This is a genomic window from Streptomyces sp. CA-210063, assembly GCF_024612015.1.
Taxonomy (GTDB): Bacteria; Actinomycetota; Actinomycetes; order Streptomycetales; family Streptomycetaceae; genus Streptomyces.
In genome coordinates, this window is record NZ_CP102512.1 from 10,314,103 (window position 1) to 10,326,795 (window position 12,693).

At 70.4% G+C, this 12,693-nt stretch carries 15 protein-coding genes; 9 read left to right on the forward strand and 6 right to left on the reverse strand.

Annotated elements, in window-relative coordinates; translation table 11 throughout:
• Positions 1-183 precede the first annotated feature (183 nt).
• Positions 184-1,416, forward strand: a complete 1,233-nt coding sequence (locus JIX56_RS44885) for an FAD-dependent monooxygenase (RefSeq protein WP_257549830.1) — start codon at positions 184-186, stop codon at positions 1,414-1,416.
• Here the strand turns inward: JIX56_RS44885 and JIX56_RS44890 are convergent.
• Positions 1,413-2,039, reverse strand: coding sequence for an alpha-ketoglutarate-dependent dioxygenase AlkB (locus tag JIX56_RS44890; protein WP_257549832.1), 627 nt, complete (start codon positions 2,037-2,039; stop codon positions 1,413-1,415). The genes JIX56_RS44885 and JIX56_RS44890 overlap by 4 nt on opposite strands.
• Positions 2,040-2,128: 89 nt before the next feature.
• Positions 2,129-2,806, reverse strand: coding sequence for an AIM24 family protein (locus tag JIX56_RS44895; protein ID WP_257549834.1), 678 nt, complete (start codon positions 2,804-2,806; stop codon positions 2,129-2,131).
• 101 nt (positions 2,807-2,907) lie between these two features.
• Here JIX56_RS44895 and JIX56_RS44900 point away from each other — a divergent pair, with 101 nt between their 5' ends.
• Entirely contained in the window at positions 2,908-3,591 is a 684-nt protein-coding gene (locus JIX56_RS44900; protein WP_257549836.1) for an NUDIX domain-containing protein, read from the forward strand.
• Positions 3,592-3,611: 20 nt separating this feature from the next.
• Here the strand turns inward: JIX56_RS44900 and JIX56_RS44905 are convergent, their stop codons facing one another.
• The gene (locus tag JIX56_RS44905; RefSeq protein ID WP_257549838.1) at positions 3,612-4,520 is read right to left on the reverse strand and encodes a LysR family transcriptional regulator ArgP; all 909 of its coding nucleotides are present in this window, start codon (positions 4,518-4,520) and stop codon (positions 3,612-3,614) included.
• 78 nt (positions 4,521-4,598) lie between these two features.
• Between JIX56_RS44905 and JIX56_RS44910 the strand changes: the two genes are divergently transcribed.
• From JIX56_RS44910 to JIX56_RS44920, 3 genes are all read left to right on the forward strand, one after another.
• Positions 4,599-5,204, forward strand: a complete 606-nt coding sequence (locus JIX56_RS44910) for a LysE/ArgO family amino acid transporter (protein WP_443032088.1) — start codon at positions 4,599-4,601, stop codon at positions 5,202-5,204.
• A 118-nt stretch (positions 5,205-5,322) separates the two neighbouring features.
• Positions 5,323-6,630, forward strand: a complete 1,308-nt coding sequence (locus JIX56_RS44915; protein ID WP_443031999.1) for an MFS transporter — start codon at positions 5,323-5,325, stop codon at positions 6,628-6,630.
• 70 nt (positions 6,631-6,700) lie between these two features.
• Positions 6,701-7,669: an aldo/keto reductase gene (locus JIX56_RS44920; protein ID WP_257549844.1), complete on the forward strand. Its 969-nt coding sequence runs from the start codon at positions 6,701-6,703 to the stop codon at positions 7,667-7,669.
• Between the two features lie 57 nt (positions 7,670-7,726).
• Here the strand turns inward: JIX56_RS44920 and JIX56_RS44925 are convergent, their stop codons facing one another.
• Both JIX56_RS44925 and JIX56_RS44930 read right to left on the reverse strand, forming a co-directional pair.
• Positions 7,727-8,224: a hypothetical protein gene (locus JIX56_RS44925; RefSeq protein WP_257549846.1), complete on the reverse strand. Its 498-nt coding sequence runs from the start codon at positions 8,222-8,224 to the stop codon at positions 7,727-7,729.
• 107 nt (positions 8,225-8,331) lie between these two features.
• The gene (locus tag JIX56_RS44930) at positions 8,332-8,859 is read right to left on the reverse strand and encodes a MarR family winged helix-turn-helix transcriptional regulator (RefSeq protein WP_257549848.1); all 528 of its coding nucleotides are present in this window, start codon (positions 8,857-8,859) and stop codon (positions 8,332-8,334) included.
• Between the two features lie 40 nt (positions 8,860-8,899).
• On the opposite strand from JIX56_RS44930, the gene JIX56_RS44935 reads away from it, so the two are divergent.
• Entirely contained in the window at positions 8,900-9,838 is a 939-nt protein-coding gene (locus JIX56_RS44935) for a DMT family transporter (protein ID WP_257549849.1), read from the forward strand.
• An 86-nt stretch (positions 9,839-9,924) separates the two neighbouring features.
• Positions 9,925-10,992 (forward strand): phospho-N-acetylmuramoyl-pentapeptide-transferase, encoded by a 1,068-nt coding sequence (mraY, locus tag JIX56_RS44940; protein ID WP_257549850.1) that lies wholly within the window; start codon positions 9,925-9,927, stop codon positions 10,990-10,992.
• A 46-nt stretch (positions 10,993-11,038) separates the two neighbouring features.
• On the opposite strand, the gene JIX56_RS44945 is transcribed toward mraY, so the two are convergent.
• Complete coding sequence (locus JIX56_RS44945; RefSeq protein ID WP_257549851.1) at positions 11,039-11,428, reverse strand: RidA family protein; 390 nt, start codon at positions 11,426-11,428, stop codon at positions 11,039-11,041.
• A 183-nt stretch (positions 11,429-11,611) separates the two neighbouring features.
• Between JIX56_RS44945 and JIX56_RS44950 the strand changes: the two genes are divergently transcribed.
• Both JIX56_RS44950 and JIX56_RS48245 read left to right on the forward strand, forming a co-directional pair.
• Positions 11,612-11,929, forward strand: a complete 318-nt coding sequence (locus tag JIX56_RS44950; protein WP_257549853.1) for a PadR family transcriptional regulator — start codon at positions 11,612-11,614, stop codon at positions 11,927-11,929.
• A complete protein-coding gene (locus JIX56_RS48245; protein ID WP_443032000.1) occupies positions 11,926-12,693 on the forward strand; it encodes a hypothetical protein in 768 nt (255 codons plus the stop codon). The genes JIX56_RS44950 and JIX56_RS48245 overlap by 4 nt, the downstream gene beginning before the upstream one ends.

The following is a 12,693-nucleotide window of genomic DNA, read 5'->3' on the forward strand; positions in this document are numbered from 1 at the left end:
ACCGCGGCTCCGAGCGCGTGGCGGCGGGTGATGTCGGACATGCGGATCGCCGATGACCTTGCTGCGTCGGCGTGAAGCGAGCGGCCGGGGTCACGCGGACAAAGTGGCGCGAAGCCGCACCGCTCTCGCGCTGCTACTCTTCGTGGTCAATTGATCGCTTTGCGCAGCGAAATGGGAGTGTGCGTGAAGATCGCGTGCGTCGGCGGAGGACCCGCAAGCCTGTACTTCTCGATCCTGATGAAGCGGCAGGACCCGTCCCACGACATCACCGTCCATGAACGGAACCCGGCCGGATCGACGTACGGCTGGGGCGTGACCTACTGGTCCGAGCTCCTGGACAAGCTCCGCGAGAAGGACCCCGAGACGGCCCTCGCCATCAGCGAGAACTCCGTCACCTGGAACAGCGGGGTTGCTCACGTCCGCGACCGTACGACGGTCCAGCCCGGCGACGACGGCTTCGGCATCGGCCGGCGCCGCCTGCTCGAACTGCTCGCCGAACGGGCCCGGGCCCTCGGCGTACGCGTGGAGTACGAGCACGAGATCACCGCCGACGCCCTGCCGGACGCCGACCTCGTCGTCGCGGGCGACGGCGTCAACAGCACGGTGCGCGAGCGGTACGCCGGCCGCTTCGGCAGCGACATCGCACGCGGCCGCAACGCCTACATCTGGCTCGGCACCACCAAGGTCCACGACGCCTTCACCTTCTCCTTCCAGGAGACCGACCACGGCTGGATCTGGGCCTACGCCTACCCGTTCAGCCACGAGCAGAGCACCTGTGTCATCGAGTGCTCCCCGAAGACGCTGAGCGGCCTGGGCCTGGACCGTCTGGGCGAGGCGGACGGGCTGGCCCTGCTGGAGAAGCTCTTCGCCGACATCCTGGACGGCCATCCGCTCCTGGGCCGGGCCCAGGACGACGGCACCGCCCGGTGGCTCAACTTCCGCACCCTGACCAACCGTGCCTGGCACCACGGCAACGTCGTCCTGCTCGGCGACGCCGCCCACACCACGCACTACTCCATCGGCGCCGGCACCACCCTCGCCCTGGAGGACGCGATCTGTCTGGCCGAAGCCCTCGCCGCCCACCCGGAGACGGAGGCCGCGCTCGCCGCGTACGAGCGGCGCCGCAAGTCCGAGCTCCTGCGGCTGCAGAGCGCGGCCCGCTACAGCGCGCAGTGGTACGAGAACATCCAGCGCTACATCGAGCTCCCCCCGGAGCAGATGTTCGCCCTCCTCGGCCAGCGGCACTCCCCGCTGCTGCCGTACGTGCCGCCGCAGCTCTACTACCGCCTCGACCGCGCCGCGAGCCGTCTGGAAGCCCTGCGCCGCCTCAAACGGTGGCTGGGCCCGAAGCTGGCGCGGACGTCGCAGTCGCGGGCCCTCGCCGGCCGGAAGCAGCCCGCCTCGGGGCGTCCCTAGCGCACGCCCTGCGGGCGGAACTGGACGCTGATGCGCGGCCCCACCGCCCGCGTCGACTTGGGTACCGCGTGGTCCCAGGTGCGCTGGCAGGAGCCGCCCATCACGATCAGATCGCCGTGGCCGAGTGGGAACCGCAGGGTCTCCCCGCCGCCGTGCGGACGCAGGGCCAGATCGCGGGGGTCGCCCACGGACAGGATGGCCACCATCGTGTCCTCCCGGGCGCCCCGCCCGATCCGGTCGCCGTGCCAGGCCACACTGTCCCGGCCGTCGCGGTAGTAGCACAGGCCCGCCGTGGCGAAGGGTTCGCCCAGCTCGGTGGCGTAGTGGTCGGAGAGCGCCTCGCGGGCCTCGTCCAGGACGGAGTGCGGGAGGGTGTCCTCGGCGCCGTAGAAGGCGAGCAGCCGGGGTACGTCCACGACCTGCTCGTACATGTGCCGGCGTTCCGCCTTCCAGGGCACGTCCTCGGCGAGCCGCGTGAACAGCGCGTCGGCCCCGCCGAGCCACCCGGGCAGCAGATCGACCCAGGCCCCGGCACCCAGCTCACGCCGGCGCAGCCCGTCGAGGGGGCCGAGGCGAAGGTCGTCGGACTGGTCGAAGAGGGAGCCCTGGAGGTGCATGGCCATACATGCAGCGTACTTCAGATTCGAAAGCACGTTCGGATGTGCTTGTCGGTGGTCCGTCGGCGGCCCAGGCTCCCTCGTCGCCCGCTTTCTCAGTGCTGCTGCGCCTTCTGCGGAGTCAGCTCGCTCGGCCGTACGACCACGAACCCCTCGCCCTCCAGCTTCAGCTGCACCGCCTCCCCGGAGCCACCGCGGATCATGGAGCCGAAGGACTGCGACCGGTGCAGCGAGGTGTTGAGGTGGGCGCTCCAGCCCACGACGGCGTCCGTGTCGACGAACACCGGCAGCTGGGGCGAGACCGGGATGACCAGAGGGTTGCCGTCGCAGACGAGACCGAGGTTCCCCTGCCCGGTGAAGACGCTGTTGAACAGGCCGCCGCCGGTCATGCCGGCGCCCTTCACGGTCTTGATCTCGTACGACAGCGAGGCGTCGAAGCAGAGCACGTTGCGGCCGTTGACGGTGAACACGTCGCCCGGCTCGATCTCGACGATGAAGCAGTTCTGCGCCTCGTGCGCGAACCAGGCCTCGCCCTGGCCGCGCACCGCCATCAGCGGCAGACCCTCCCCGGTGACCGCGCGCTTGAGCATGCCGCCCACGCCCTGGCCCTTGCGTTCGAACTGCAGGTTCCCGCGATAGGCGATCATCGCACCCTGCCGGGCGAGCATCTCGCCGTTGACGGCGTACTTGATCGACTTGGCGTTCTGCACGCTCATCCCCGGCGCGTACGCCGACTGGACCATGTTCTCGTTCGAGAAAAGATCGCTCTTCATACGGGCATGCTGTCCCGGAGTGCCCGATTCCGCCAAGCGACGCGCGCGGTAGGTGAATTGAGGCGCCTGACAACGTCCTGATCGGAATGGTAAAAGCGGACATGACCAACAAGACCGTCGGCGTAGACATCCCGGACCGCCGGGGCCGCACCGGACTCGACCGCACCGGCCGGGACCTCACCGGCAACCCCCGGGTCAAGGTGCGGGACGTGACACTGCTGTCCAGCCACTGGTACGTGGAACGCACCACGACCTTCGACTTCCAGCACGCCGACGGCACCTGGAGCACCCAGGAGCGCGAGACGCACGACCGGGGCAACGGCGCCACCGTCCTCCTCTACGACACCGAACGCGAAACCGTGCTGCTCACCCGGCAGTTCCGCTACCCCGTCTACGTCAACGGCCACCCCGACGGGATGCTCATCGAGACGCCGGGCGGTCTGCTCGACGAGGAGGACGAGCATCCCGAGGTCGCCGTGCGGCGCGAGGTCATCGAGGAGACCGGACACACCATCGGCGAGATCCAGCACGTCTTCGACATCTATATGAGCCCCGGCTCGGTCACCGAACGCGTGAGCTTCTACGCCGCCGAGTACGGCCCGTCGACCCGCACCCACGAGGGCGGCGGCCTCGACGAGGAGGGCGAGGACATCGAGCTCGTCGAACTGCCCTTCCGCCGGGCTCTGGAGATGATCCGCGGTGGGGAGATCGCCGACGCCAAGACCATCATGCTGCTGCAGTGGGCGGCGCTGGAGGGGCCGTTCAGCGCCGGAAGCGGATCCTGAGGCAGGGGGCGGCCCGCGCCTCAGGGGTCGAGTGCCTCGGCGGCCTCGGCGGCGACCGCCTCCGCCACGGCCGTCAGCGCGGGCGAGTCGAGCTTCCACTGCTGCCAGAAGAGCGGGGCGTCCACGGTCCGGTCCGGCGCCAGGTTGACGAGCCGTCCGGCGTCGAGCAGCCGTTCGGCCTGCGCGGTGGGCACCATGCCCCAGCCCATCCCGGCGACCACGGCGTCGATGAAACCCTCCGACGTCGGCACGTAGTGCCGTCGGGCACTGGCCGGGCGTCCATCCGTCAGGCCTCGGACGAACGCGTCCTGGAACTCGTCCAGCCGGTCGAAGCAGACGACCGGCGCGTCGGCGATCATCTCCTTCAGCCGCACACCCGATCCGACGCCGAGCCACCTCTCGGCGAAGGCGGGGGCGGCGCAGGGCACGTAGCGTATCCGGCCGAGCGCCCGCACCGAGCAGCCGGCCACGGCGTCCGGCGCCGAGGTGACCGCGGCCATCACCAGCCCCTCCCGCAGCAGCCGGGCCGTGTGCTGCTCGTCCTCGCGGAGCAGCTCGTAACAGGGACGCAGTTCCTCGGGCACCCGGGTCAGGGCGGGCAGGAACCACGTGGCCAGCGAGTCGGCGTTCACCGCGATCGACACGCGCGTGGTCTCCCCGGCGCCCGTCATGCCGAGCGCGTCCTGAGCGTCGTGTTCCAGACGGGCCAGCTGACGCGCGAACCGGACGATCACCTCGCCCGACTCGGTCGGCCGCACCGGCTTCTCCCGGATCAGCAGAACCCGGCCGACCCGCTGCTCCAGCGCCTTGACCCGCTGACTGACCGCGGACGGTGTCACATGCAGGGCCCCGGCCGCCGCGTCGAACGTGCCCTCGTCCACCACCGCGAGCAGGGTCCGCACCAGATCGAGCGGAAGCTGAGACATCACGGTCGCTAATGATACGTAAGAATCTTTAGCTGTACACAGGGCGGCGTATTTCCTAGCGTCGAGCGGGTGATCAGCGAAATGACCGCCCTCGCCACCGGATTCGGCACCGGCCTCTCCCTCATCGTCGCCATCGGCGCCCAGAACGCCTTCGTCCTGCGCCAGGGACTGCACCGCGACGCCGTGCTCCCGGTGGTGGCGATCTGCGCCCTCTCCGACGCGCTCCTGATCGCCCTCGGCGTCGGCGGGGTGGGCGCCGTGGTCGTCGCCTGGCCCAGCGCGCTGACCGCGGTCGCCCTGGTCGGCGGCGGGTTCCTGGTGGTCTACGGAGTCCTCGCCGCCCGCCGTGTGCTGCGGCCCGGCGACGACGCGCTGCGGACGGAGAGCGGGACGGCGGGCTCCCGGCGCCGGGCCGTCCTCACCTGTCTGGCGCTGACCTGGCTCAACCCCCATGTCTACCTGGACACGGTGTTCCTGCTCGGCTCGATCGCCGCCGACCAGGGGCCCCTGCGCTGGACCTTCGGCCTCGGCGCCGCCGTCTCCAGCCTGTGCTGGTTCGCCGCCCTCGGCTTCGGCGCCCGGCTGCTCAGCCGCTTCCTGGCCCGCCCGGCGGCCTGGCGCGTCCTCGACGGCCTCGTCGCGGTGACGATGCTGGCGCTCGGAGGCATGCTGATCGCCGGAGCGTGAGCCGACTCGATGTGCCGGTGCGCCGACAGCATGTGAGACGGCGGCGAAATCGCCTGTCCCGGCGGCAACGGACTCCGCGATAGTGATGTCCGTACCGAAAGATGTATCGAGCATCAGGATGCCCGTGGACACCACCAGGAGCAGCACCGGCGACGACACCGCCCCGGAGGACGACACAGAGAAGGCACCCCGCCGGGGCCGGCGCCGCTGGGCGATGGACACGCGCCCGCTGCGCCGCCCCGCCTACCGGCGCCTGTGGTCCTCGACCATCGTCACGGCGGTCGGCAGTCAGCTGACCGCCGTCGCCGTGCCCAAGCAGATCTACGACATCACCGGCTCCTCAGCCTGGGTCGGTTACGCGAGCCTCGCCGGTCTGCTGCCCCTGGTGGTCTTCGCGCTGTGGGGCGGCGCGATCGCCGACAGCGTGGACCGCCGCACCCTGTTGCTCGTCACCAACACCGGTATCGCCGTCACCTCGGTGCTGTTCTGGGTCCAGGCCGTCACCGGCCTCGAATCCGTGTGGGTGCTGATGGCCCTGCTCGCCCTCCAGCAGGCGTTCTTCGGCCTCAACTCACCCGCCCGCAACGCCTCCGTGGCCCGTCTGGTCCCCGCCGACGAACTGGCCGCGGCCGCCGCTCTCGGCTCGACCGTGATGCAACTCGGCCTGGTGGCCGGGCCATTGCTCGCCGGTGCCCTCATCCCGCTCATCGGCCTGGCCGAGCTGTACCTGATCGACGCGCTGGCTCTCTGCGTCACCCTCTGGGCGGTCCACAAACTGCCCTCGCTGCCGCCGGGGGACACCGCGACGACCCGACGCGCCGGCTGGCGGGAGGTCCTCGCGGGCTTCCGCTACATCGCCCTGCACAAGGTGCTCCTGCTGTCCTTCCTCGCCGACATCATCGCGATGGTCCTGGGCATGCCCCGCGCCCTCTTCCCGCAGCTGGCCGACACCACGTACGCGCCCTACGGCGAAGGCCTCGCCCTGGGCCTGCTGTTCGCCGCGATCCCCATCGGCGCCGTCGTCGGCGGACTGATGTCCGGCACGTTCTCGCGCTCCCACCGGCACGGCCTCATGGTCATCGCGGCCGTCATGGCCTGGGGCGCGGCCGTCACGGGCTTCGGGCTGAGCACCAGCCTGTGGTTCGCCGTGCTGTTCCTCGCCGCCGCCGGTGTCGCCGACATGGTCTCCATGGTCTTCCGCGGCGCCATCCTGCTGTCCGCCGCCACCGACGAGATGCGTGGCCGTATGCAGGGCGTCTTCACCGTGGTCGTGGCCGGTGGCCCCCGCCTCGCCGACGTCCTGCACGGCGCCGCCGGCGCGGCCTTCGGCGCCCGTACGGCTGTCGTCGGCGGCGGTCTGCTCGTCATGGCCGCCATGCTGCTCCTGGCGCTGGTGACACCGGCGTTGCGGCGGTACCGAATCTGACGGATCGGCACACCTGATCTTTCGTAGGCTGTTTGTCAGCCGCACACCCCCACCGGCAGGAGTCGCAACGATGGAGTACGTGAAGCTCGGTTCGACGGGTCTGGACGTGTCCCGGATCTGTGTGGGTTGCATGAGTTTCGGCGTGCCCGACCGAGGCACGCACGAGTGGACCCTGGACGAGGAGGCGTCACGCCCGTTGATACGGCGGGCGCTGGACGCCGGGATCAACTTCTTCGACACGGCGAACGTCTACTCCGACGGCACCAGCGAGGAGATCGTCGGCCGCGCGCTCGCGGAGTTCGCGCGCCGCGAGGAGATCGTCGTCGCCACCAAGGTGAACGGCGCCATGCACCAGGGCCCCAACGCCTGGGGCCTGTCCCGCAAGGCGATCATGACGGAGATCGACAACAGCCTGCGGCGTCTCGGCACCGACTACGTGGACCTCTACCAGATCCACCGCTTCGACCCCAACACCCCGGTCGAGGAGACGATGGAGGCCCTGCACGACGTGGTGAAGGCGGGCAAGGCCCGCTACCTCGGGGCCAGTTCGATGTACGCCTGGCAGTTCGCCAAGATGCAGTCCACCGCCCGCCTGAACGGCTGGACGCGGTTCGTGTCCATGCAGAACCACTACAACCTCCTCTACCGCGAGGAGGAGCGCGAGATGCTCCCGCTGTGCGAGGACCAGAGCGTCGCCACGCTGCCCTGGAGCCCGCTCGCCCGAGGCCGCCTCACCCGCGACTGGGGCACCGTCACCGAACGCACCGAGAGCGACACCTTCGGCAAGACCCTCTACCAGGAGGGCGACCGCGAGATCGTCGACGCCGTCACCCGTATCGCCGGCGAGCACGGTGTGCCCCGGGCCCGGGTCGCCCTCGCCTGGCTGCTGAGCCGGCCCACCGTGAGCGCCCCCATCGTCGGCGCGACCAAGCCGCACCACCTCGACGACGCCGTGGCCTCCCTGGACCTCACCCTCACGGAGAAGGAGACCGAAGAGCTGGAGCGGCCCTACACGCCCCGGGCGATCAGCGGGCACTGAGCCCGGCGGCGCCCGACCCGCGAGAGTCGGGCGCCGCCGCGCCGGGACAAGCGGGTGTCACAGCCGGGAGTACTCCAGACGCACCGTGGTGGCGAGGCGGGCGAGGGCTTCCTCGGCGCCCTCCCGGTCGGTCTTGTCGAGGAGGGCGAGGGCGTCGGCGGCGGCCAGGCGCACGCGCTGGGGCACCTCGTCGAGGGCGGCCATGCGGTAGGCGATGGTGCGGCGGGCCGCCCGCTCCTCGGGGCTGACGCCGTTCGGCCCGGTGCGGGGGAAGACGGCGGCCTCGTAGGCGGTCACGTGGATGAGTACGCCGTGGGCGATGCCCTCGGCGTAACCCCGCTGCCCGGCCTGCCGCTGGGCCATGGCGAAGTGCGCCATGGCCCGCCGCCGCACGATGAGCGAGCCCACCATCCCGACGAGTCCCGCGCAGACGGCCGCTCCCAGCGCGACGAGACCACCGCCGATCAGCGCGCCTATGAGGGCGCCGCCCGCCATCAGCAGGCAGGTCAGCCCGGTGGTGAGCATCAGCAGGGCGCGCGCGGGAGTGAAGGCCATGACGTGCAGTGTCTCAGCCCGAGCCGGGTGCCCGGGCGGAGGGCCGGTGCCGGGGGAGCCGGAGCGGTGACCATGCCGGTGGGCGGGTCGCCGCCCGGGGCGATGGGTCACCGGCCGTCGGAAGGGCCTGGATGCTCCATGTGGGACAGCCACGCCGTGAGCACCGTTTCGAGTGATTCGGCCTCGGCCGATGTCAGCAGATCCAGCAGGCGGCGTTCGTTGCGCATGTGGTCCGTGAACGCCTCGTCGATCAGCTCGCGCCCCGGCCTGGTGAGGGCGACGATCCGGCCGCGCTGGTCGTCCTCCGCGCGACGGCGGGTGACGAGCCCGGCCCGCTCCAGGCGGTCGATCCGCTTGGTCATCGCGCCGGTGGTGACCATGGTGTGCGCGGCGAGTTCGCCGGGCGCCCGCTCGAAGGGCTCACCGGCCCGGCGCAGCGCGCACAGCACGTCGAACTCTCCCTCGCTGAGCCCGTAGCGGCCGTAGACGAGGCAGAGCTCCTCGGTGAGCCGGTCGGCCAGGCGGTGCAGCCGGCCGATCACTCCTTGCGGGGTGACGTCGACGTCGGGCCGCTCGCGGCGCCAGTCGGCCTGGATGCGGGCCACGCGGTCCGGCGGTGATTGACGGTCGTCCATGCCCACCAGGATAGCTTCCCTGGAAGCTATATTGTCTTCCATGGAAGCCAATACGCGCTGGGTGGCGCTGACCGCGGTGGCGCCCGTGGCCTGGGGGACCAACTACTTCGTCACCCACGAATACCTCCCGGCGGACACCCCGCTGTGGGGAGCGGCCCTGCGGGCACTGCCCGCCGGCCTCGTCCTGCTGGCCCTGTGCCGACGGCGGCCCCGTGGTGCCTGGTGGGGGCGGTCCGCGCTGCTCGGGCTGCTCAACGTGAGCGTGTTCTTCGTCCTCGTCTACGCCGCCTCCCAGTTGCTGCCGACGAGCGTCGCCTCGACCGTCATGGCCCTCGCTCCGCTGACGATGATGCTCATCGCCTGGCCCCTGATCTCCGAGCGGCCCGGTCTCGCACACCTGGCCGGCGCCGCGATCGGGCTCGGCGGGGTCTGCCTCATGCTCCTCACCGGGGCGGCGGGCCTGAGCGTGCCGGGGATCCTCGCCTCGGCCGCCGCCATGCTCGTCTCGTCCTTCGGCCACATCCTGACCAAGCGCTGGAACGCCGGGACCGATGTGCTCGCCGCGACCGCCTGGCAACTCACCGCCGGAGGCCTGCTCCTCCTCCCGGCGGCCGCCGCCCTGGAGGGCCCGCCGCCCGCCCTCTCCCCACAGGCGCTCCTCGCCTTCGGCCATGTCACCCTGATCGCCACCGCGCTGGCCTTCGCGGTCTGGTTCACCGGACTGCGCCACCTGCCCGCCGGCACCGTGGGACTGATCGGACTGCTCAACCCCGTCACGGGCGTGCTCCTCGGCACGGCGGTCGCCGGAGAGACACTGACGGGCCGCCAACTGTGCGGGCTGCTCCTGGTCCTGACGGGAGTCGTCCTGGGCCGCCCCGGACGCGCGGACCGCCGCGGGGGCGGCCGGCCAAGGGGCGGCGTACGGCCGTCCACCCCGGTTCCGCCGCCAACCACCCACCGCCGTACGGAGATCAGGTGACTGCATAGGGTGGGGCCTGTGAGAACCAGCGACACCGGTGAGGCAGTCGCGTACCAGAACGCGACCGAGGGGGAGACCACCGTCCGATGAACCAGATCCTGTACGCCGGGGCCATCGGCCTGTTCCTGACGCTGATCGGCACTCCGTTGCTGATCAAGCTGCTGGCCCGAAAGGGCTACGGTCAGTTCATCCGTGACGACGGCCCACGCGGCCACGCCGGCAAGCGCGGCACCCCCACCATGGGCGGCATCGCCTTCATCCTGGCCACCCTCGTCGCCTACGCCCTGACGAAGATCATCACCGGTGAGAGCCCGACGTTCCCCGGTGTCCTGGTGCTGTTCCTGATGGCGGGGATGGGTGTCGTCGGGTTCCTCGACGACTACATCAAGATCGTGAAGCGGCGTTCGCTGGGGCTGCGGGCCGGGGCGAAGATGGCCGGCCAGCTGATCGTCGGCATCGTGTTCGCCCTCCTCGCCATCCGGTTCGCGGACGACCGGGGGCAGACGCCGGCCTCCCTGAAGCTGTCGTTCGTCACCGACTTCGGCTGGACCATCGGGCCCGTGCTGTTCGTCGTATGGGCGCTCTTCATGATCCTGGCCATGTCGAACGGCGTGAACCTGACCGACGGCCTGGACGGCCTCGCCACCGGCGCGTCCGTCATGGTCTTCGGCGGCTACACCTTCATCGGTCTGTGGCAGTTCCAGAACTCGTGCGCCAACGCTATGGAACTCACCGACCCCGCCTCCTGCATCGAGGTCCGCGATCCGCTCGATCTCGCCGTCGTCGCCGCCGCGTTGATGGGCGCCTGCTTCGGGTTCCTCTGGTGGAACACCTCACCCGCCAAGATCTTCATGGGCGACACCGGCTCCCTGGCCCTCGGCGGCGCGCTCGCGGGCCTCGCCATCTGCTCCCGGACCGAACTGCTCGTCGCCATCCTCGGCGGGCTCTTCGTGCTGATCACGCTGTCGGTGGTCATCCAGGTCGGCTCGTTCAAGCTGACCGGCAAGCGTGTCTTCCGCATGGCCCCGCTCCAGCACCACTTCGAACTCAAGGGCTGGTCCGAAGTCCTCGTCGTGGTCCGCTTCTGGACCATCCAGGGCATATGCGTGATCGTGGGCCTGGGGATGTTCTACGTGGGGTGGGCCGCGGGCTGAGGCACGCGGAATCCGTGAGGGCGGCCACGATCGATCGCGGCCGCCATCATGTGGGGGGCCGCCGGGCGTACACCTCGATCTCGATCTTCATACGGGGGTCGGCGAGACCGCACATGAGCATGGTGGCGGCCGGCCGCACATCCCCGAACGCGCGGCGCAGGACCGGCCAGCAGGGTTCGAAGTCGTCCCGGTCGGGCAGCAGATACCGCACCCGGACCACGTCGGCGAAGCCGCACTCCGCCTCGGCCAGCGCGGCCCCGATGTTGCGCAGACACTGCTCGGCCTGCTCCACCACGTCCTCGGAGATCGTCATCGTGGCGTAGTCGAACCCGGTCGTCCCCGACACATGCACCCAGTCACCGTCGACCACGGCCCGGGCGTAGCCGATCTGTTCCTCGAACGTCGAGCCGCTGAGGATCGCGCGTCGCTCTGTCATGTATCGAACGCTAAATGAGCAGTGCGGATGCGTCCAATGCGTCCCATGCGTCCCATGCGTCCCATGCGTCCCATGCGTCCCATGCGTCCATGGCCATGGGCTGATGCGCCGAGGTGTAGGGAGCGTGCCGAGCGACCGAGTCTCGTACTCGACATATGGTCGGTGTGCTGCTTCACTGCTGACATGACGTCAATTCGTCTCACACGCCCGACACTTGAGGTGATCAAGGTGTTGCTGGCGTCCACAGCCGACGATCCCGCGTGGGGACTCAAGATCTGTGAGGAGTCCGACCTCGGGTCCGGGACCGTTTACCCCATCCTCGAGCGACTGGTCGACGCAGGATGGGCCACGCGCTACGAGGAGACAGGCGCGCACCCGGGGCGGCCGAAGCGGTACTACTACGAACTCACCGCGCTCGGTCAGCGTGCGGCCCGGCAGGCCAGGGAGCGGAAGCCGCGACTCTTCGGGCTGGGCCCAGCGTCGGAAGGGGGCACGGCATGAGCGCGGACGAGCGGCGTGCCGAACCCGCCGGAGCGGGAGCGGCAGCTGTTGCCGCCGTGCTGGCGCCGGTGCTGGCCGGCACGCTGGCAGCGGCTCTGCTCCTCGTCGGTTACACCCTGAAGGTGTTCGCCCCCGAGCTGACGATCACCCAGAACCTGCTCACCGCAGGCTGGGTATTCGGCGCGGTAACGGCGTTCGCGATCCTGGTCGCCGCAGTCGGTCTGCTGGTCACCGCTCTACGCAACCCTGCGGAGGCGGCAGAGGCGGACGCGGAGGCCGCGGAGGAAGAGCCCGAGGCTTCTCCGAGCGCGGACGCTCCCACCGGCAGGGCCGGCCTTCGGACTCTGGACCTCGCCTCCTTCGTCGCGGGAGAACGCAGGGCCCACCTCCGGGACGAGTGGGCCGCGCTGTTGGCCGGCGATCCCGCGAACGGCGTCGTCCTGTCGCCGCGTCGCAGAATGCGCTACGCCATCGGCTTCCTCTGGGCGGCGCTCCGTATGCGCCTCCGCGACTTCTTGGCGCCGCTGTGGATGCCCGTGGACTGGCTGCTGTCGGCGGAGTCACGCACACACGCTTTCATCGCGCTGGCCGTCGGTGCGCAGATCCTGTACATCCAGCACAAGGACGGCCTGCACGCGCTGGTCACCGAGGGCTGGGGCTGGTGTGCCGGCTGCGGAATCGCGCTGCGGCTGTTCGTCGGCTGGCTCCGCAGAATCCGTGGCATCGAACTTGCGTCGGCGCAGGCTGACCCCAGCGACCCATAG